The organism is uncultured Sphingomonas sp., from assembly GCF_913774285.1.
In the GTDB taxonomy this organism is placed as follows: Bacteria; Pseudomonadota; Alphaproteobacteria; order Sphingomonadales; family Sphingomonadaceae; genus Sphingomonas.
On the sequence record NZ_CAJYHX010000030.1, the window covers coordinates 43,147 to 63,137 of the forward strand.

Here is a 19,991-nt window from a genome sequence, read left to right on the forward strand (position 1 = left end):
TCGAAACGGCCCCTCCCGGCGCGCCTGATTACTTGGTGAGACCGGCGGTCGCGGCCACTTCGGCAGCGAAGTCGCTCTCTTCCTTCTCGATGCCTTCGCCGAGCTGGAAGCGGACATAGTCCTTCAGCACGATCGCCGAGCCCGAGTCCTTCGCCGCCTTGGCGATGACGTCCGACACCGGGGTCTTGCCGTCCATCACGAACAGCTGGCTGAGCAGGGCGTTCTCCTTGGCGAACTTCTTCACCGCGCCGTCGACCATCTTCTCGATGATCTCGGCCGGCTTGCCGCTCTCGGAAGCCTTTTCGGCTGCGATCGCACGCTCACGGGCGAGCACGTCCTGGTCCAGCCCGCTCTCGTCGAGCGCCAGCGGGAAGGCCGCCGCGATGTGCATCGCCAGCTGCTTGCCGAGCGGCTCGAGCACGTCGACACCGGCTTCCGATTCGAGCGCGACGAGCACGCCGATCTTGCCGAGGCCCGGCGCCGCCGCGTTGTGGACGTACGGGATCACCGCGCCCTTGGCGACTTCGACCTTCTTGGCGCGACGCAGCACCTGGTTCTCGCCGATCGTCGCGATGTTGGCGGTCAGCGCCTCGTCGACGGTCTGGCCCGAGGCCATCTTGGCGCCCTTGATCGCGGCGATGTCGTCACCGGCTTCCAGCGCCAGCGCGGTGGTCTCGCGCACGAAGTTCTGGAAGATCTCGTTCTTGGCGACGAAGTCGGTCTGCGAGTTCACCTCGACGGCGACACCCTTGGTGCCGGCAACCGCCAGGCCGACCAGGCCTTCGGCGGCCGTGCGGCTCGACTTCTTGGCGGCAGCGGCGAGCCCCTTGGCGCGCAGCCAGTCGGCAGCGGCTTCCATGTCACCGTTGGTTTCGGAGAGCGCCTTCTTGCAATCCATCATGCCGGCGCCGCTCTTTTCGCGGAGTTCCTTGACGGCGGCTGCAGTGATCTCGGCCATGTCTCTATTCCTCAGTTAAAAGTCGGGCGGAGCAGTGCGTGTGCCCTGCCCCGCCCCGATTACGGTTCGATGACGCGGGCAATCAGCCTTCGACGGCTTCCTCGACCGGCGGCTGCTCGGCAGCACCGAAGTCATAGCCCTGCTGCATCAGCGCCTCGCGGCCGCCACGGGTCGCGGCGATGGCGATGGCTTCGCAGTAGAGGCGGATGGCGCGGCTGGCGTCGTCGTTGCCCGGGACCGGGAACGCGATGCCGTCCGGCGAAACGTTCGAGTCGAGCACGGCGACGACGGGGATGCCGAGGGTGTTGGCTTCCTTGATCGCCAGCTCTTCCTTGTTCGCGTCGATCACGAACATGATGTCGGGGATGCCGCCCATGTCGCGGATGCCGCCGAGCGAGAGCTCGAGCTTGTCACGCTCGCGGGTGAGCTGCAGCACTTCCTTCTTGGTGAGGCCGTGCGTGTCGCCCGACAGCTGCTCTTCGAGCGTCTTGAGGCGCTTGATCGAGTTGCTGATGGTCTTCCAGTTGGTGAGCATGCCGCCCAGCCAGCGGTGGTTGACGAAGTGCTGGCCTGCACGACGCGCTGCCTCGGCGATCGGCTCCTGCGCCTGGCGCTTGGTGCCGACGAACAGCACCTTGCCGCCGGCGGCGACGGTCGAGCTGACGAACTCGAGCGCGCGGGCGAACAGCGGAACGGTCTGCGAGAGGTCGATGATGTGAACGCCGTTGCGATCACCGAAGATGTAGGGCTTCATCTTCGGGTTCCAGCGATGAGTCTGGTGACCGAAGTGCGCGCCCGATTCGAGCAGCTGCTGCATGGTGACGACGGGTGCCGCCATAGGGATAACTCCTTCCGGTTGGTCCTCTGGGAAGCGGGAATTCGGAATCGCTCCGAACACCGGGTTATGATGCTTCCCATGCGGGGTTGAGGCGGGCCGCTTAGTCGATTGCGCGGCCGGGCACAAGCTGGAACATTATCGGAACATCGCTTGACGACGGAACAAGAATGGAACATACAGCGATCAGAACGCGACTGATGGAACAGGCGGGAGTCTCGGCAGTTCGAGGTTCTTGGGTTCCGCTGGGATCGGCGTTGAAGATCAGGAGCCGGGTAATGACTGGATTCGCTGTCTTTTTTCTGTTCGGATCGGCTTTCACGGCCGCCGTCTGGACGCTCTACGCAAGCATTCATCCGCAACTGCATCGCTTCGCCGAATTGTTCGGCATGGCGCGGCCGGTAGCGCTCCCCGCTCCGTCGCCGCGCCTGTCGCGCGTCAGGGTGCGAGCGGTCCCGGCACGGATGCCGCGTCCGCGCCCGCAGCGCGCAGCCGCCTGATCCGGCGGTAGGAACGGATGCTGAAGGGGATGCTGGCGAGATAGGCGATCGCCACGATCGCCAGTGTCGTCCACGGTGCAGAGACCAAAGCTGCGGCGAGCGCCACGAGCACCGCGATCGCCTCGAAGCGGACATTCTGGCGCAGCCGGATCTTCGGGCCGAAGGTCGCGACGCTGGAGACCATCAGGATCGCGATCAGCACCGTCCACACGGCGATGACCACCGGTGCGCGCGTGATCGCCTCGCCGGTCCACAGCCAGAGATAGACGGGCGTGAGCGCCAGCGCCGCACCGGCCGGGGCCGGAACGCCGGTGAGGAAGCCCGCTGACTTGTGCGGCTGCTCGGCAAGGTCAATCTGCGCGTTGAAGCGGGCGAGCCGCAGCGCGCAAAACAGTGCGTGTAGCAGCGCGACCAGCCAGCCGAAGCGCCCCAGCGCCTGGAGCGACCAGAGATAGAGGATCAGCGCCGGCGCAACGCCGAACGAGATGGCGTCGGACAGGCTGTCGAGCTCGGCCCCGAAGCGGCTCTCGGCGCGCACCAGCCGGGCGATGCGCCCGTCGATGCCGTCGAGCACGGCGGCGGCGAGCACCATCAGCACCGCCGCCTCCCAGTTGCCCAGGATGGCGAAGCGGATGCCGGTCAGGCCCGAACACAGGGCAAGCGCAGTGACGGCGTTGGGGAGCACCGCACGAAGCGGGATGCCGCGCGGCAGCGCCGGCCTGCGCCCCAACCCGCGCCCGATGCGCGGGCGACGATCGCTCATTGCGCCACCCCCGCGACACTCGGAAGGCCGCGGCGGGCGATGACCGTCTCGCCGGCGATGGTGCGCTGGCCGAGAACGACCTGCGCGCCATATTCCTCGGGCAGGAAGATATCGACGCGGCTGCCAAAGCGGATCAGGCCGACGCGCTGACCGGCCACGACCATGTCGCCCGGCTTGACGAAGGCGACGATGCGCCGCGCGACCAGCCCGGCGATCTGGGTGAAGCCGATACGCAGCCCGTCGCGATCCTCGACCACCAGGTGCTGGCGCTCATTCTCGTCGCTCGCCTTGTCGAGATCGGCGTTCATGAACTTACCCGAGATATAGATGACGTGGCGGATCGTGCCGGTGATCGGCGTGCGGTTCACATGCACGTCGAACACGCTCATGAAGATCGATACGCGCACCATCGGCGCGGTGCCGAGCGCGTGCGGGCCGGCGAGTTCTGGCGGCAAGGCCATGCGCTGGATCATCGTGACCAGGCCGTCGGCGGGGGAAACGAGTACCCCCTCCTCCACCGGTGTGACGCGGACGGGGTCGCGGAAGAAGGCGGCAATGCCGAGCGTGAGGAACAGCAAAGGCCAGGTGAGGACGTCCCACACCCACAGGCTCAGCAGTGCGACCGCGGCGGCGATCAGCACATATTTGCGGCCTTCGGGGTGGATATCGGGAAAACGCCACTTCACCGTCGAGGTACCGACCGGGGGCTTGTCGAGCGATGTCATGGCCGCAGATGTACCCGCGCAGCCGCCGATTTCCTAGCCACTCCTGCATGCCGTCCCCGCGCAGATAAAATCCGGGGCAACAAAGCGGCGCTCCGGCGTTGATGCCGTGGCCAGGATCGGGATGCTTTTCGACGACGGTCGCTTGCATATCCGTCGGAATTTGCGCAACCGATGTCCCCGAAGCGTCATATTTTCGTAAGGAAGCCCATGCCCCCTTCGACCGCCACCGCAAAACGCCGGAGTGCCCGTCGCACGCGTCCGGCCGGTGTGCCCTCGCCGACGATGTTCTTCCTGCAGCAGTTCCTCAAGCGCCCGGTGATGGTCGGCGCGGTCGCGCAGTCCTCGGGCCGGCTGATTCGCCGGATGTTGAGCAAGGTCGACTGGGGGAACACCAAGCTGTTCGTCGAATATGGCCCGGGCGTCGGCACCTTCAGCCGCCCGATCCTTGAGCGCCTCGGCGCCGACGGCAAGCTGATCGTGATCGACACCAACCCCGATTTCATCCGCTATCTGCGCCAGTCGATCGACGATCCGCGCTTCGTCGCGGTGCTCGGCTCGGCCGCCGATGTGCAGAAGATCGTGCGCGACAACGGCTTCGAGCAGGCCGACTATATCGCTTCGGGCCTGCCCTTCTCGACCCTGCCCGAGGGTGTCGGCGACGCGATCGCCAAGGCGACGCGCGACATCCTGCGGCCGGGCGGCGCGTTCCTGGTCTACCAGTACAACCCCAATGTCCGGAACTTCCTGACCCCGCACTGGGACAATATCGAGCACGAGATGGAATGGTGGAACATCCCGCCAGCCCAGCTCTGGTGGGCCTGGAAGGACTAAACCGTCGCACGGACTTTGAAGAAAGGCGGCCATGGGGTTCCACGGCCGCCTTTTTCTTGGTCGAAGCAGCGGGGCGGCGGCAAGGCCGCCCCGGTACGGCTCACCAGTTCCACATCGTCCCGTCTTCGAGGCGGGCGACCGGCAGATAGGCCGGCTTGTACGGGTATTTCGCCGCCAGTTCCTCGTCGATGTCGACGCCGTGGCCGGGGGCCTCGCCGCAGAACAGATAGCCCTTGTCGAAGTGATAATCGTGCGGGAACACCGCATCGGTCTCTTCGGAGTGGCGCATATATTCCTGGATGCCGAAGTTCGGGACCCAGGTGTCGAAGTGGAGCGCGCAACCCATCGTCACCGGCGACAGGTCGGTCGCACCATGGCACCCGGTGCGGACCTGATAGAGGCTGGCGAGATCGGCCAGGCGACGCAGATGCGTCAGGCCGCCGGCGCCGACCACAGTCGCGCGCAGATAGTCGATCAGCTGGTTCTGGATCAGATCCTTGGCGTCCCAGATCGTGTTGAAGATCTCGCCCACCGCCAGCGGGGTGACGGTGTGCTGGCGGATCAGCTTGAACGCTTCCTGGTTCTCGGCCGGGGTCACGTCCTCCAGCCAGAAGAGCTGGTAGGGCTCGAGCATCTTGCCGAGGTTCGCGGCTTCCTGCGGCGTGTAGCGGTGGTGGCCGTCATGCAGCAGGTGATGCTCGAAGCCATAGGTCGCGCGCAGCTTCTCGAACAGCTTGGGCACATAGTTGAGCGCCTTGCGCGTATCCCAGCCGGTGACCGAGGGCAGCGCGGCATCGGCGGGCTCGTAATACATGGTGCCGCGCCCGACGCCGTAGGCATCCTTGATGCCCGGCACGCCGGTCTGCGCGCGGATCGCCTTGTAGCCGAGGTCGATATACTTGCCGACCGCGTCGACGGTCTGCTCGATGTCGGCGCCGTTCGCGTGGCCATAGACCATCACGCCGTCGCGGCTGCGGCCGCCGAGCAGCTGGTAGACCGGCATGCCGGCCATCTTGCCCTTGATGTCCCAAAGCGCCATGTCGACCGCGGCGATCGCGCGCATCGTCACCGGGCCACGGCGCCAATAGGCCCCGCGATAGAGATACTGCCAGATATCCTCGATCCGGCGCGGGTCCATGCCGATCAGGCAGGGGATGACATGGTCCTCGAGATACGAGACCACCGCCAGTTCGCGGCCGTTGAGCGTGCCGTCGCCGATGCCGTATACGCCCTGATCGGTGTGGATCTTCAGCGTCACGAAATTGCGGCCGGGGCAGGTCACGATAACCTTGGCCGAGACGATCTTCATCGAGCTACCTCTATAGGCTGTTTGTTGCCGCTGGCCTGACCAATTCGCGCGCGCATGTCAAGAGATTGGCCAGACCTCCGGTGCATACCCTAGGCCGCTCAGTTTGAAATTTTCCTCAACGCCGACGGGTATGCCCCGGCTCAAAATGCCGGCTTGCCGTACACCTGCCGTGTGACCGGGTGGCTGCTGCTGAGGCCACCGTCGACCGCGATAGCCTGGCCGTTGACATAGCTGGCCGCATCGGAGGCGAGGAACAGCGCCACCTGGGCAATCTCCTCGGGTCGCCCCGCGCGCCGCAGCGGATTGAGCTGGCCGAGCCTATCCTCCTTGCCCTGTTCGCGGGCATAGTCGAAGGCGCGCTGGGTCATGCCGGTTTCGATCAGACCGGGGCAGATCGCATTGACGCGCACGCCCGAGGTGGCGAGCTGCTGGGCCGCGGTCTGCACCAGGTTGATCACGCCCGCCTTGGAGGCGGAATAGGGCGTGCCGCCCGCGCCTGAGCGAAGCCCGGCGACGCTCGCCGTGCACAGGATCGCCCCGCCGCCACGTTCTACGATCCGCGGCGCCGCGTGCTTGATGGCAAGCGCCGGACCGATGAGATTGATCCGTAGCACTTCAGCCCAAAGTGCTACGTCGGCATCAAAAATGCCCGCAGTGCCGCCGGAGATCCCGGCATTGGCGTAGAAGATGTCGATCCCGCCGAACTGCTCACATGCAGTCTCAACAAGGCGCTGCATATCGCTCTCATTGCCTGCATCGACCTCGATCGCCAATGCGTCGTGGAGCCCGGCAATTGTCTCGTGAACGCCAGCGTCGCGATCGGTCGCCACCACCTTAGCGCCGTGTGCAGCAAACGCCCGTACGGTCGCTCGGCCAATTCCGGACGCTGCACCCGTCACCACCGCGACCTTGCCGGTGAAATCGAACCCGCTGCTCATGCCCCTGCCCTTTGCGCGAAATGCCACGCCGTCGACGCCAGCCCCGGCAGCCGCTCGACCGTCTTGGCCGCCTGCGCGCTCGAGGCATTGCCGTCGAGCATCCGCTTCTTGATGCCCTGGACGATGCCGGTCAGGCGGAAGAGGTTGTAGGCGAAATACCAGTCGAGATCGGGGACGCCGTCCTGCCCGGTCGCGGCGCAGTAGCGCGCGACCATGTCCTCGATCGTCGGGATGCCCGTGTCCGGCCCGGCCAGCCCCTTCACGCCTGATCTGCCCTCCGGTTCGGTCACCCAGTTCATGAGGAAGTAGGAGAAATCGGCCAGCGGATCACCCAGCGTCGACAATTCCCAGTCGAGCACCGCCAGCACCTCCGGGCGATCGGCGGCGAAGATCATGTTGTCGATGCGATAATCGCCATGGACGATGCTGGTCCGGGTCTGCGGCGGGACGGTGCGCGGCAGGAACTCGATCAGCGCCTCGACCTCCGGCAGGTCGTCGGTCTGGCTGGCGCGATACTGCCGCGTCCAGCGCTCGACCTGACGGGCAAAATAATTGCCCGGCTTGCCATAGTCGCCCAGGCCGACGGTTTGGGGGTCAATCCGGTGGAGCGCCGCGAGCGTGTCAACGATCGCCTCGTAGATCGCCGTGCGCTCGGCAGGCGCCATGTCCGGCAGCGATCCGTCCCAAAAGGTGCGGCCCTCCACCATCTCCATCAGGTAGAAGGGTGCGCCGATCACCTGCCGGTCCTCGCACAGCGCATAGGGCCGCGCGACCGGGAAGCCGGCGGGATGGAGCGCGGCGATCAGCCGATATTCGCGCTCGACCGCGTGCGCCGAGGGCAGGATCGTGCCGAACGGCTTGCGGCGGAGGACATAGGCTCCGCTAGCGCTTTCAACACGATAGGTCGGGTTGCTTTGCCCCCCCGGGAACTTGGTGACAGTCACCGGCCCGGCAAATCCGGGGATCTGCGCCGAGGCCCAGCTGGCGAGGCGGGTTTCGTCGAGGTCGCTCATGTGAAGGTGATCACGGAGCGGACGCTCGTGCCCTGTCGCAGCTTTTGCAGCGCCTCGTTGACCTGCGACAGCTGGATGCGCTCGGCGACCAGCGTGTCGAGGTCGAGCTTGCCGTCGAGATAGAGCTGTACCAAGCGCGGCATGTCGATCGGGAAGCGGGTGCTGCCGAGCAGCGAGCCCTGGATCTTCTTGCCGGTAAGGAAGGTATGGCCCGGCAGACTGACGCACTGCCCCGGTGCGATCATGCCGAGGATCGTCGCGGTGCCGCCGCGCCGGAGGATTTGCCAGGCGAGTTCCGCCGTCGCTGGTCTTCCGACGGCCTCGATCGCATAGTGCACCCCGCCGCCGGTTAGCGCGAGCACCTGCTTGGCAACGCCCTCCTGCGTGGGATCAAGCGAATGCGTCGCCCCCATCTTCTCGGCAAGCGCGCGCTTCTCGGGTACCGGGTCGAGCGCGAGGATCTGCCCGGCCCCAGCAATCTTGGCGGCGTTGATCGCCGCGAGTCCGATCCCGCCCGCGCCGATCACCGCCACGCTCTCGCCCGGCCGCAACCGGCTGTCGTTGAAGATCGATCCCGCCCCGGTGATCACCGCGCAGCCGAGCAGCGCGGCACGATCCAGCGGCATCTCCTTGCTTATCGCAACGCAGGCATTTTCGTGGACCAGCATCATCTCGGCGAAAGCGGAGAGGTTGAGGAACGGCGCGAGCGGCCTGCCATCGGTCAACTTCAGCCGCGGCTCGGCATCGGGAGGCCGCCGCGTCGAAGGATCGACGCAGAGCGAGGGCCGGCCGGTCACGCAATATTCGCATGACCCGCAGAATGCAGTGAGGAAGGTGATGACATGGTCGCCGGGCCGCAGATGCGCGACATCGGAGCCGACCGCCTCCACCACCCCCGCCGCCTCATGCCCCGGCACCGTCGGCACCGGATGCGGGAAGGCGCCGTCGACGAAGTGGAGATCGGAGCGGCACACGCCCACCGCCGCGGTGCGGATCAGCACCTCGCGCGGGCCGGGCTTGGAAACCTGCACCTCCTCGATAACGAGCGGCGTATTGGCCTCGAACAGGACGGCTGCTTTCATCGCCCACGCCCTCCTAGCGGCTCACGCCGAGATCGCCGGAAGAGGCGCGGTCCGCCTTGAACTCGGCATATTTCCCGAACTCGGCGCGGGCGATCGCGCGGGCATGGACCTCGTCCGGACCATCCGCCAACCGAAGGGTGCGGACGCTGCCCCAGTTGTGCGCGAGGTCGAAATCGTCGCTGACCCCCGCCCCGCCATGCGCCTGGATGGCATCGTCGAGGATCTGCAGCGCCATGCTCGGCGCCTGCACCTTGATCATCGCGATCTCGAGCTGGGCGGCCTTGTTGCCGGCCTTGTCCATCATGTCGGCTGCCTTGAGGCAGAGCAGCCGCGTCATCTCGATATCGATCCGCGCGCGGGCGATGCGCTGCTCCCAGATCGAATGATCGGAAATGCGCTTGCCGAACGCGACGCGGCTGACGAGGCGCTTGGCCATTGCCCCAATCGCCTCTTCCGCCACCCCGATCGTGCGCATGCAATGGTGGATGCGACCCGGCCCGAGCCGCCCCTGCGCGATCTCGAACCCGCGTCCTTCGCCGAGCAGCAGATTGTCGGCCGGCACCCGCACGTCACGCAGCACGATCTCGGCATGGCCATGGGGCGCGTGATCATACCCGAAAACCGAAAGCATCCGTTCTATGGTGACCCCGGGGGTGTCGAGCGGCACCAGGATCATGCTCTGCTGGGCATGCTTGGCGGCGCCGAAATCGGTCTTGCCCATCAGGATGGCGATCTTGCAGCGCGGATCGCCCGCGCCCGAAGACCACCATTTCCGCCCGTTGATTACATAATGATTGCCGTCGCGCTCGATCCGGGTCTCGATATTGGTGGCGTCGGACGAGGCGACCGCAGGCTCGGTCATCAGGAAGGCCGAGCGGATCTCACCGCGCATCAGCGGCGCCAGCCAGGCATCCTTCTGGCCCCTCGTGCCGTAGCGGTGGAGCACTTCCATATTGCCGGTATCGGGCGCCGAGCAGTTGAACACCTCCGACGCCCAGCCAACCCGACCCATCTCCTCGGCGCACAGCGCATATTCCAGATTGGTGAGCTGTTCGCCCTCGAAGACGAAGCTGTCGTCGACATGGGGGCGGCCCGACTGGGGCGGCATGAAGAAATTCCAAAGACCCGCGGCCTTGGCGCGTGCCTTGACCTCCTCCAGCACCGGATTGACCGACCAGCGCTCGCCCGCCGCGGCGGCGGCGCGATACGCGGCCTCGCGCGGTCGGATCTCGGCGTCTATGAAGGCCTTCACCCGGTCGCGGAAATGGGTTTCGCGCGCGTTCAGCGTGAAGTCCATGGCATCGCTCTCCTGTCGTTCTTTGGAGGCAGCCTAGCCCGTACCCGATATTCGGTAAAGGGCGCCGCCCGATCAAATTCCCGCATACCGAGAGCAAAAAACCATTTGGGCGCGCCACGGAAACGGCTAAGCTGAGGGGATGCAATCGCCGCCCAAGACCGAGACCACCAACACCAAGCGGTTCCAGGCCAAGCGCGACGCCATTCTGGCGGCCGCCGCCGCCGCGATCAACGAGCAGAGCGCGAAGGGTATGACCTTCGCCGATGTCGCGCGACGCGTGGGGCTCAATACCACCTCGGTCACCTATTATTTCAAGCGCAAGGAAGATCTCGCCGCCGCCGCGTTCGAGCAGACGCTCGCCTGGCTGCACGACATCCTCGACCAGGCGCTCGCCGAGCCCACGCCAGAGGCGCGCGTCGCCCGCTTCCTCGCCATCAACATGGAGCGGCTGGCGCGGATCGGACGCGGCGAGGAACAGGCGGTCGCGATCCTGTCGGACCTGCGCGCGATGGAGGAGCCGCTCAAAGGCAAGCTGCTCACCGGCTGGCGCAACGTTTTCCGTAAGACGCGCAGCCTGTGGGGCAGCGACGGCAATCGCGCCGAGACCGACCTGCGCGGCGCGCGCGCGCATGTGCTGCTCGAGAACAGCTTCTGGCTGAACGCCTGGATCACCCGCTACGAGATCGACGAATATCCGCGCGTCGAGGCGCGGCTGATGGACGTGTTCCGCCACGGCATCGCCGCGCCCGGCGAGATTTGGGCGCCCGAACTGTTCGAGCTGGTCCATGACGAGCCCGAGCCCGGCCGGGAGGCGTTTCTGCTCGCCGCAACCCGGCTGATCAACGAGCTCGGCTATCGCGGCGCCTCGGTGCAGCGCATCGCCTCAGAACTCAACGTCACTAAGGGCAGCTTCTACCACCATCTCGATGCCAAGGACGATCTGGTGATCGCCTGCTACAAGCGCAGCTTCGACATCCTCGCCGATGCGCAGCGGCTGGCCGAGCGCCATGCCGGCAGCCAGTGGCAGCGGATCGAGAGCACGCTGGCGACGCTGCTCGACTATCAATTCTCCGAGCGCGGGCCACTGCTGCGCACGACCGCCCTTTCCGGCCTCCCCCCGCATGTCCGGAACACGATGCTCGACCGCTCGAACCGGATCGCGCGGCGCTTCGCCGGCATGCTGTCCGACGGCATCGCCGAGGGCACGATCCGCCCGATCGACCCGCTGGTCGCCAGCCAGGCGCTGATGGCGCTGCAGAATGCCGCGTTCGACATGCGCAAATGGGCGGGCACGATGCCGCGCGAGCGGGCGGTGGCCTTCTATGCCTCCACGCTCGCCTATGGCCTGTTCGACGATCGCGTGCTGGAGGGCTGACCGCCCCCGTTAGAGGTGCTTCTTGTCGAGCTTGCGCGCCAAGGTGCGCCGGTGCAGCCCCAGCCGCCGTGCGGCTTCGGAGAGATTGTAGTTGGTGTCCGCCAGCGTCTGGTGGATATGCTCCCATTCGAGCGTCTTGATCGAGGTCGGGCGTGCCTTGAGCTCGGTATCGACATCGCCTTCGACGCGATCGAACGCCGCCTCGATATCGTCGGTATTGGCCGGCTTCATCAGATAGTTGGTGGCGCCGAGCTTCACCGCCTCGACCGCGGTGCTGATACTGGCGAAGCCGGTGAGGACGACGATCCGCATCGTCGGATCGATTTCGTGCAGCTGCTTTACGCAGACCAGCCCCGAACTTCCGCCAAGACGCAGGTCGACCACGGCCCGATCCGGCGCGAACTCTCGTGCGAGCGGCTCCAGATCCTCGGGACCATTGCGCACCTCAACCGTATAGCCGCGGCGCTCGAACGAGCGTCCCAACGTCCGCGCGAACACCGCATCATCCTCTACGATCAATAACTTGTGCGCAGTCATTCGCTTTCATCCTCAAGAGCGAGCGCCGCCTGCGGCACGCGAAGCAACACCTCGGCGCCGCCCGCTTCGCAATTGCGCGCGGTGAGCGTGCCGCCCAGCGTCCGTAGCACATTGTGCGTCAGGAATAGCCCTAGACCGGCGCCCTGCTTGCCCTTGCTGCTGTTATAGGGGTCGCCGATCCGCGGCAGGATTTCCCCCGGAAAGCCTCGGCCGTCGTCGCGGACGGACAGCACCAGCGCCTCGTCCTGCTGGCCTACGGACAGCCGGATGCGAGTCGCGCCCGCCTCGATGGCGTTGTCGAGCAGGTTCACGATCGACTGGCCGAGCGCGCGATCGGCGACGATCGGCAGGTCGCTGCCGAGGCGATAGTCTAGGATCACGCTGTCGTTGCGCGGCCAGGCCTCCACTAGCCCGGTGACGAAGCGGCGCAGCGTGGTCCGCTCGGGCGCCTCGCCGCTGATCTCGCCGGCGGCAAACAGGATGCCGGCGACGATCGCCTTGCAGCGCGCAACCTCGGCCTGCATATCCGCTACCTCGGCACTGAGTTGCGGATCCTTGGCGATCTTCCGGTCCGCGCGCCAGTCGCCCAGCGCTACCGAGATCGAGGCGAGAGGGGTACCCAGCTCGTGCGCGGCGCCGCTGGCGAGCAGTCCCATCCGCACGATATGCTCCTCCTCGGCGGCGCGCTGGCGCAGTTCGGCAAGGCGCGCGTCGCGGTCGCGCAGGTTGCGGGCGATGCGGGTGACGAACTGCACGATCAGCGTCGCGGTGAGCGTGTAGTTGAACCACAAAGCGAACAGGAATGGGCCGGAGAGCGCGGTCGCCAGCATCGGTGGCAAGGGCAGCGGACGGTGCACCACCGCCAGGAAGGCGAAGGCCGCGCTAGTGAGGAAGACCAGTGCCCAGCTGGACGCGGTCTCGAGCAGCACCGCGCCGAGCACCACCTGCAGCAGATACAGCGAAACGAAGGGATTGGTCGCGCCGCCGCTCAGGTATAGCAGCACCGTCAGGCACATCACGTCGACCAGCAACCCGGCCATCACCTGCGCGTTGGTCGCGGGACGGAGTGCGCGCGCCGGGTACATCGCGAGGTTGAGCGAAACCAGCACGCCCACCGTGACGAGCATCGGCACCAGCGGCAGCCGCACGTCGAAGACGAGATGGACGCCGAGGATCGTGGTCAGCTGCCCCAGCACCGCCAGCCAGCGCAGCTGGACCAGCAGCAGCAGGTTGCGGCGGGCTGCGTCCTCCGGCGTCGCCGTGGTCATGCGTCTCCGCGCCCGCGCCAGGCCCGCCAGGCAAACCAGGCGGTCAGCAGGGCGAGGCCGAACCAGGTCAGCGCATAGACGAGATGGTTGTTGCTGAAGCGGACGACGGTCATCCCGCCACGAGGCCAGCCGTCACCGCTGCGGTCGGCATCGATGAAATAGGGCGCGAGCTGCGGCAGCCCCTGCCCCATCGCCGCGACGTCGCGCGAATACCAGCGATTGGCGGCGGGATCATTGGCGCGCAGGAACCCGCCCTTGGGCTCGCTCAGACGCAGCAGGCCGGAGATGCTGACGGGCGTCACGCTGGTGGTAATGCAATCAGGCAGCGGCTGGCCCTCGGGCAGGAAGCCGCGATTGACGAAGACGGTGAAGCCGCGTGCGGTGACCAGCGGGGTCATCACCCATTTGCCCGGCCCGAGTTCGGTGACGGCCTGGGCCAGCTTGGTGCGGCAGGGAAGATAGGTGCCGGTAATCCGGACGCGGCGATAGCTCGCTTCGCTATCGATGCCCGGCCATTCGGCGGGCCCGGGGGCGGGAACCGGCGCCGTGGCCAGCCCCCGCTCTACCCGGTCGATCAATGCCAGCTTCCAGGCGCGGCGCTCGACCTGCCAGATGCCGAGGCCGAGGAGGATGGCGATCAGCGGCAGCAGCGCGATCGCCATCCCGTTGCGGGAAGCCGACCGGCTCACATGCCGGCGCCGGAAGCCATCCCGGGCATCATGTTGAGGTTCATGTTGAACATCACCCACAGCGAGCCCGCGAGCGCGATGACGATGATGATGATCGTGAACACCAGCGCCATCAGGGTCCAGCCCTGCTCCGACTTGCTGTTCATGTGGAGGAAGTAGATCATGTGGACGACGATCTGCACCATCGCCAGCGCCGCGCAGATCGCCACCGCCACGCGGGTGTCGGCGATCCAGCCGCCCATCACGATCCCGAACGGGATTGCCGTGAGGACGACCGAGAGCAGGAAGCCGGTGATGTAGCCGCCGCGGGTCGAGTGCGGCGCGTCATGGCCATGGTCATGCCCGTGGGCGTGGGTGTGGGTGTCCGCGCTCATCGCATGGCTCCAAACAGATAGACGAAGGTGAACACGCCGATCCAGATCACGTCCAGGAAGTGCCAGAACAGCGACAGGCACTGCAGGCGACGGACGTTTGCCGGGATCAGACCCTCGCGCCCGATCTGCACCATCAGCGTGAACAGCCAGATCAGGCCGAAGGTGACGTGCAGGCCGTGGGTGCCCACCAGGGTGAAGAAGGACGAGAGGAACGCCGAGCGCCACGGACCTGCACCTTCATGGATCAGGTTCGAGAACTCATAGAGCTCGATGCCGAGGAAGGCGGCGCCGAACAGCGCGGTCAGCAGCAGCCAGGCCTGGACGGCGCCATTGCGCTGTTCCTGCATGGCGATCATCGCGAAGCCGTAGGTGATCGACGAGAACAGCAGCATCGCCGTGTTCACCGCCACCAGCGGCAGCTCGAACAGCTCGTGGGAGGTGGGGCCTCCCGCATAGCTGGTGCCATAGACCCCCCATGCCGCGAACAGCATCGCGAAGATGAGGCAGTCGCTCATCAGGTACATCCAGAAGCCGAGCAGCGTGCTGCCGCCGGGTTCGTGATGCTCCTCCTCGAGCTGGTAGAAGACGGGCGTGTCGCCCGTCGGTACGGTCGTGGCGCTCATCGCGTCAGGCTCCATGGCGCGCGAGCACCGTGGTGCGCGCATTCTCGGTTTCGGTCACTTCTTCTGCGGTGATGTAGAAGTCGCGATCATAGTTGAAGGTATGGGCAATCGCCGTGACGAGCAGGCCCAGGAACGATGCGGCCGCGAGCCACCAGATGTACCAGATCATCGCGAAGCCGAAGACCAGCGAGAAGCCCGCCAGGATGACACCGGCGCCGGTGTTCTTCGGCATGTGGATCGGCAGATAGCCGGTGAGCGGACGCTTCGCGCCGCGCGCCTTCATGTCGTACCAGGCATCCAGATCGTGGATGACGGGCGAGAACGCGAAGTTGTAGGCCGGCGGCGGCGAGGAGGTCGCCCATTCCAGCGTGCGGGCGTTCCAGGGATCGCCGGTCTCGTCGCGCAGCGCCTCGCGGTTGCGGATGCTGACGAAGATCTGGAGCAGGAAGGCGGCGATGCCGACCGCGATGATCGCGGCGCCGATCGCGGCGATCACGAACCAGATCTGCAGGCTCGGATCGTCGAAGTGGCGGAGACGACGGGTCACGCCCATCAGGCCGAGCACGTAGAGCGGCGTGAAGGCAACCCAGAAGCCGACCACCCAGCACCAGAAGGAGACCAGGCCCCACTTCTTATCGAGCTTGAAGCCGAAGGCTTTGGGCCACCAGTAGTTGATGCCGGCAAACAGGCCGAACAGCACGCCGCCGATGATCACATTGTGGAAGTGCGCGACCAGGAACAGCGAGTTGTGCAGCACGAAGTCGGCCGGGGGCACGGCGAGCAGCACGCCGGTCATGCCGCCGACGACGAAGGTCAGCATGAAGGCGACGGTCCACATCATCGGCAGATCGAAGCGGATCCGGCCGCGATACATCGTGAACAGCCAGTTGAAGATCTTCGCGCCCGTCGGGATCGAGATGATCATCGTGGTGATGCCGAAGAACGAATTGACGCTCGCCCCCGACCCCATGGTGAAGAAGTGGTGCAGCCAGACGAGGTACGCCAGGATGGTGATGACCAGCAGCGCGTAGACCATCGACGTATAGCCGAACAGCCGCTTGCCGCAGAACGCGCTGGTGACTTCGCTGAACACGCCGAACGCCGGCAGGATCAGGATGTACACTTCCGGGTGACCCCAGATCCAGATCATATTCACGTACATCATGGGGTTGCCGCCCATGGTGTTGGTGAAGAAGTGCGTGCCGAGATAGCGATCGAGGCTGAGCAGCGCGAGCACCGCGGTCCGGATCGGGAAGGCGGCGACGATCAGCGTGTTGGTGGCAAGCGCCGACCAGGTAAAGATCGGCATCTTCATCAGCGACATGCCCGGCGCGCGCATCTTGACGATGGTCGCGAGCAGGTTGACGCCGGATAGCAGGGTGCCGACGCCGGCGACCTGCAACCCCCAGATGTAATAATCGACGCCGACGTCAGGCGAATAATCGAGGCCCGACAGGGGCGCCATCGCCAGCCAGCCGGTGCGGGCGAACTCACCCACGAACAGGCTGACCATGACGATCGCCGCACCCGCGGCCGTCATCCAGAAGCTGAAGTTGTTGAGGAACGGGAACGACACGTCGCGCGCGCCGATCTGCAGCGGCACGACATAGTTCATCAGACCGGTGACGAAGGGCATCGCCACGAAGAAGATCATGATGACGCCGTGCGCGGTGAACACCTGGTCGTAATGGTGCGCGGGCAGGAAGCCTTCGTTGGCGCCGAACGCCATCGCCTGCTGGGCGCGCATCATCAGCGCGTCGGCAAAACCTCGCAGCAGCATGATGATGCCGAGCACCATGTACATCACGCCGATCTTCTTGTGGTCGACCGACGTGAACCATTCCTTCCAGAGGTAGCCCCACACCTTGAAATAGGTGAGGGCGCCCAGCACGGCCGCACCGCCGATCGCGACCATGATGAAGGTCGCGACCAGGATCGGCTCGTGGATCGGGAAGCTGTCGAGCGTCAGGCGCCCGAAGATGGTCTTGAGAAAGCTATCGGACATCATGTCGGTCCTACGAACGGGCCACGGCGGTAACGCCGGGAAGGGGCAGCGGATCGATCGCGGTCATGCTGCGGTTGGCTTCGCTGCCGGGCTGGCTGCTGCCGGGGGCTTGCTGGCGGGGGGCGTTGCGGTGCGGGCTGCTGCCCTTCTCCTCCGGCTCCTTCTGCAGCGCCCCCTTCGAGTCGCTGCCGCGCATGTGGCCGGTGTCGTTGACGGGAGGGGCATGGCCCATGTCCATCCCACCGTCCTTCATCATCGTCGCCTGCATGCAGGTTTCGCCGGGCTTGGTGCACATGCCGAGGATGCGATCGAACAGGCCGGGCGCGAAGCCGGCGTAGCGGATCGCGGCGACCTTTTCGCTCGGACGCTCCAGCTTCAGGTAGGTCGCGTTGTCGAGCTTGCCCTGCGCGCTGCGGGTTTCCGACACCCACTTGGCGAAGCCGGCATCGTCGAAGCCGTCGACGGTGAAGCGCATGTCGGAGAAGCCGGCACCGCTATAGTTCGCCGAAATGCCTTCGAACCGGCCGGGCTTGTTGAGCACGGCGTGCAGCTGCGTCTCCATGCCCGGCATCGTGTAGATCATGCCGGCCATGGTGGGGACGTAGAAGGTGTTCATCACCGACGACGAGGTCATCCGGAACACGACCTGGCGGTTCACGGGCAGGACCAGCTCGTTGACGGTCGCGATGCCCTGCTCGGGGTAGATGAACAGCCACTTCCAGTCGAGCGAGACGACCTGGATTTCCAGCGGCTTCGCGTTCTTCGCCACCGGCTGGCCGGGCGCGATGCGCGCGAGCGGGCGATAGGGGTCGAGGCTGTGCGTGCTGATCCAGGTCAGCGCGCCCAGCGCGATGACGATCAGCAGCGGGGCCGACCAGATGATCAGCTCGAGCCCCGTCGAATGGTCCCAGTTCGGGCGATATTCGGCGTCTTCGTTCGTGTGGCGGTATTTCCACGCGAACAGGACGGTCAGCGCGATCACGGGGACGATGATCAGCAGCATCAGGCCGGTCGACCACAGGATCAGATGGGCCTGTTGCCGCGCGACATCGCCGGCCGGGTTCATCACCACCAGATCACACCCACCCAAAAGGGCCGGCGCGAGGAGCGCGAGGGCGGCGGTGCGCATGCGCGCCGCGCGGAAGGACGGAAGGGTTCGCATCGTCATTCGCGCTAATCCCGTTCGCTGCACCGCAAAATAGGACATTTTGTCCTATCCCGTCCCCGCCGTTCGCGCGCTAGAAGGTCGTGCGCGCGCTGCGTCCGAAAGGACACGACGTGCGTTGACGACCGGTGGCCGAAAGGCCGTGAGACGACAGGACTGCGATACATGTCAGTGGCTTCCGCCCATTCCGCACCGCTTGAACGCGATGCCCGTGCCGTCAACACGCGGGGCGACCATGAGGTCCGTCCGGGCGAGATCGCGATCGGCGTTATCATCGGCCGCACGTCCGAATTCTTCGACTTCTTCTGTTATGCCATCGCTTCGGTCATCGTTTTTCCGGCGCTGGTGTTCCCCTATGTCGACCGGTTGACCGGCACGCTGTGGTCGTTCGCGCTCTTCCCGCTGGCGTTCATCGCACGACCGATCGGCACGCAGATCTTCATGTGGGTCGACCGCACCTACGGCCGCGGCACGAAGCTGACGATCGCCTTGTTCCTGCTCGGTACGTCGACCGTGTCGCTCGCTTTCCTGCCCGGTTACGCCGAAGTCGGCATCTGGTCGGCGATCCTGCTGTCGCTGTTCCGCATCGGCCAGGGGCTCGCGCTGGGCGGAGCGTGGGACGGCCTTGCCTCGCTGCTCGCGCTCAATGCGCCGGCCGAAAAGCGCGGCTGGTATGCGATGGTGCCGCAGCTCGGCGCTCCTCTCGGCCTGATCGTCGCCAGTGCGCTGTTCGCCTTCTTCCTGTCCAACATGGATATGGGCGATTTCCTGTCGTGGGGCTGGCGCTATCCGTTCTTCGTCGCCTTCGCGCTGAACGTCGTCGCGCTGTTCGCGCGGCTGCGCATCGTCGTGACGCCGGAATATACGCAGCTGTTCAAGACGCGCGAGCTGACCCCCAGCCGCGTGACCGCAACGGTGAAGGCGCAGTGGCGCAACATCATCATCGGCGCCTTCGCACCGCTCGCCAGCTTCGCGCTGTTCCACATGGTGACGGTGTTCCCGCTGTCCTGGGTCGCGCTGTTCACCAAGGAAGACATCGCGCGCTTCCTGGGAATCGAGATCGTCGGCGCCTTCTTCGGGCTGGGCGCGGTCGTCATCTCGGGCCTGCTCGCCGATCGGATCGGGCGGCGTTCGGTGCTGGGCTATACCGCGGCGGCGATCGCAGTGTTCAGTGGCTTCGCACCGCAGCTGCTGGGCGCGGGCAGCTCGGGTGAGCTCGCGTTCATGATCGGCGGCTTCATCCTGCTCGGCCTCGCCTTCGGCCAGTCGTCGGGCGCAGTGACCAACAACTTCCCCAAGGGTGCGCGCTATACCGGTGCGGCGCTGACGTCGGACCTTGCGTGGCTGTTCGGTGCGGGCTTCGCGCCGCTCGCCGCGCTGGTGCTGGCCAGCGAGTTCGGGCTGATCGCCGCGGGTGGTTATCTGCTGTCGGGTGCGATCGGCACGCTGGTGGCGCTGGGCCTCAACAAGGAACTGGCACGCCGTCTCGACTGATCGGCGTTGCTTACAGGGCATGCGAGCGCGCGTCGGCTTCTGGCCGGCGCGTGTTTTGCGTTCTGGGGCAGGTGGTTGAATTGGCCGCCGTCATAGCGAGGGTTTGGCCCCCCGTGGTGGCGCGTGGCAAAGGCCGGCGGGGGCTCCAGCCTGCGCTGGGGCGACGATATTTTCGAAGGCGTAAGATGCGGCGCCGTCAGTCGATCGCGC

19 protein-coding genes are annotated in these 19,991 nt (G+C 66.0%); 3 read left to right on the forward strand and 16 right to left on the reverse strand.

What is annotated here, in order from left to right:
* Window positions 1-28 precede the first annotated feature (28 nt).
* The 4 genes from tsf to QZ670_RS16925 form a co-directional block, all read right to left on the reverse strand.
* Complete coding sequence (tsf, locus tag QZ670_RS16910) at window positions 29-958, reverse strand: translation elongation factor Ts (RefSeq protein ID WP_294257443.1); 930 nt, start codon at window positions 956-958, stop codon at window positions 29-31.
* An 82-nt stretch (window positions 959-1,040) separates the two neighbouring features.
* Window positions 1,041-1,796 (reverse strand): 30S ribosomal protein S2, encoded by a 756-nt coding sequence (gene rpsB / locus QZ670_RS16915; RefSeq protein ID WP_019369395.1) that lies wholly within the window; start codon window positions 1,794-1,796, stop codon window positions 1,041-1,043.
* A 435-nt stretch (window positions 1,797-2,231) separates the two neighbouring features.
* Window positions 2,232-3,056: a CDP-diacylglycerol--serine O-phosphatidyltransferase gene (gene pssA / locus QZ670_RS16920; RefSeq protein WP_294257446.1), complete on the reverse strand. Its 825-nt coding sequence runs from the start codon at window positions 3,054-3,056 to the stop codon at window positions 2,232-2,234.
* Window positions 3,053-3,781, reverse strand: a complete 729-nt coding sequence (locus tag QZ670_RS16925) for a phosphatidylserine decarboxylase (protein WP_294257450.1) — start codon at window positions 3,779-3,781, stop codon at window positions 3,053-3,055. The genes pssA and QZ670_RS16925 overlap by 4 nt, the downstream gene beginning before the upstream one ends.
* Before the next feature lie 207 nt (window positions 3,782-3,988).
* On the opposite strand from QZ670_RS16925, the gene QZ670_RS16930 reads away from it, so the two are divergent.
* Window positions 3,989-4,612, forward strand: coding sequence for a methyltransferase domain-containing protein (locus QZ670_RS16930; RefSeq protein WP_294257452.1), 624 nt, complete (start codon window positions 3,989-3,991; stop codon window positions 4,610-4,612).
* Window positions 4,613-4,712: 100 nt separating this feature from the next.
* Here QZ670_RS16930 and manD read toward each other — a convergent pair whose 3' ends face one another.
* The 5 genes from manD to QZ670_RS16955 all read right to left on the reverse strand — a co-directional run bounded on the left by manD (window position 4,713) and on the right by QZ670_RS16955 (window position 10,251).
* Entirely contained in the window at window positions 4,713-5,921 is a 1,209-nt protein-coding gene (gene manD, locus QZ670_RS16935; RefSeq protein ID WP_294257456.1) for a D-mannonate dehydratase ManD, read from the reverse strand.
* Between the two features lie 140 nt (window positions 5,922-6,061).
* Complete coding sequence (locus tag QZ670_RS16940) at window positions 6,062-6,859, reverse strand: SDR family NAD(P)-dependent oxidoreductase (RefSeq protein WP_294257457.1); 798 nt, start codon at window positions 6,857-6,859, stop codon at window positions 6,062-6,064.
* Window positions 6,856-7,872 (reverse strand): phosphotransferase family protein, encoded by a 1,017-nt coding sequence (locus QZ670_RS16945; protein ID WP_294257459.1) that lies wholly within the window; start codon window positions 7,870-7,872, stop codon window positions 6,856-6,858. The genes QZ670_RS16940 and QZ670_RS16945 overlap by 4 nt, the downstream gene beginning before the upstream one ends.
* The gene (locus tag QZ670_RS16950) at window positions 7,869-8,954 is read right to left on the reverse strand and encodes a Zn-dependent alcohol dehydrogenase (RefSeq protein ID WP_294257461.1); all 1,086 of its coding nucleotides are present in this window, start codon (window positions 8,952-8,954) and stop codon (window positions 7,869-7,871) included. Before QZ670_RS16950 ends, QZ670_RS16945 begins: the two co-directional genes overlap by 4 nt.
* Before the next feature lie 13 nt (window positions 8,955-8,967).
* The gene (locus QZ670_RS16955) at window positions 8,968-10,251 is read right to left on the reverse strand and encodes an acyl-CoA dehydrogenase family protein (RefSeq protein ID WP_294257463.1); all 1,284 of its coding nucleotides are present in this window, start codon (window positions 10,249-10,251) and stop codon (window positions 8,968-8,970) included.
* A 139-nt stretch (window positions 10,252-10,390) separates the two neighbouring features.
* Here QZ670_RS16955 and QZ670_RS16960 point away from each other — a divergent pair, with 139 nt between their 5' ends.
* The gene (locus QZ670_RS16960) at window positions 10,391-11,626 is read left to right on the forward strand and encodes a TetR/AcrR family transcriptional regulator (protein ID WP_294257465.1); all 1,236 of its coding nucleotides are present in this window, start codon (window positions 10,391-10,393) and stop codon (window positions 11,624-11,626) included.
* Between the two features lie 9 nt (window positions 11,627-11,635).
* On the opposite strand, the gene QZ670_RS16965 is transcribed toward QZ670_RS16960, so the two are convergent.
* From QZ670_RS16965 to cyoA, 7 genes are read right to left on the reverse strand one after another with little or no spacing between them, the layout of a single operon-like run.
* Window positions 11,636-12,163, reverse strand: coding sequence for a response regulator transcription factor (locus tag QZ670_RS16965; protein ID WP_294257467.1), 528 nt, complete (start codon window positions 12,161-12,163; stop codon window positions 11,636-11,638).
* The gene (locus tag QZ670_RS16970; RefSeq protein WP_294257469.1) at window positions 12,160-13,431 is read right to left on the reverse strand and encodes an ATP-binding protein; all 1,272 of its coding nucleotides are present in this window, start codon (window positions 13,429-13,431) and stop codon (window positions 12,160-12,162) included. Before QZ670_RS16970 ends, QZ670_RS16965 begins: the two co-directional genes overlap by 4 nt.
* Window positions 13,428-14,093, reverse strand: coding sequence for an SURF1 family protein (locus tag QZ670_RS16975; protein WP_294257471.1), 666 nt, complete (start codon window positions 14,091-14,093; stop codon window positions 13,428-13,430). The genes QZ670_RS16970 and QZ670_RS16975 overlap by 4 nt, the downstream gene beginning before the upstream one ends.
* A gap of 23 nt (window positions 14,094-14,116) precedes the next feature.
* Entirely contained in the window at window positions 14,117-14,494 is a 378-nt protein-coding gene (gene cyoD, locus QZ670_RS16980; protein ID WP_294257473.1) for a cytochrome o ubiquinol oxidase subunit IV, read from the reverse strand.
* Window positions 14,491-15,117: a cytochrome o ubiquinol oxidase subunit III gene (gene cyoC, locus QZ670_RS16985; RefSeq protein WP_294257476.1), complete on the reverse strand. Its 627-nt coding sequence runs from the start codon at window positions 15,115-15,117 to the stop codon at window positions 14,491-14,493. The genes cyoD and cyoC overlap by 4 nt, the downstream gene beginning before the upstream one ends.
* A 4-nt stretch (window positions 15,118-15,121) precedes the next feature.
* Window positions 15,122-17,122 (reverse strand): cytochrome o ubiquinol oxidase subunit I, encoded by a 2,001-nt coding sequence (cyoB, locus tag QZ670_RS16990; RefSeq protein ID WP_294257478.1) that lies wholly within the window; start codon window positions 17,120-17,122, stop codon window positions 15,122-15,124.
* A gap of 10 nt (window positions 17,123-17,132) precedes the next feature.
* On the reverse strand, window positions 17,133-18,251 hold the full coding sequence (gene cyoA, locus QZ670_RS16995; protein WP_294257484.1) for a ubiquinol oxidase subunit II: 1,119 nt from the start codon (window positions 18,249-18,251) through the stop codon (window positions 17,133-17,135).
* 201 nt (window positions 18,252-18,452) lie between these two features.
* Here cyoA and QZ670_RS17000 point away from each other — a divergent pair, with 201 nt between their 5' ends.
* Window positions 18,453-19,781, forward strand: a complete 1,329-nt coding sequence (locus QZ670_RS17000; RefSeq protein WP_063688013.1) for an MFS transporter — start codon at window positions 18,453-18,455, stop codon at window positions 19,779-19,781.
* The last annotated feature ends 210 nt before the right edge of the window (window positions 19,782-19,991 follow it).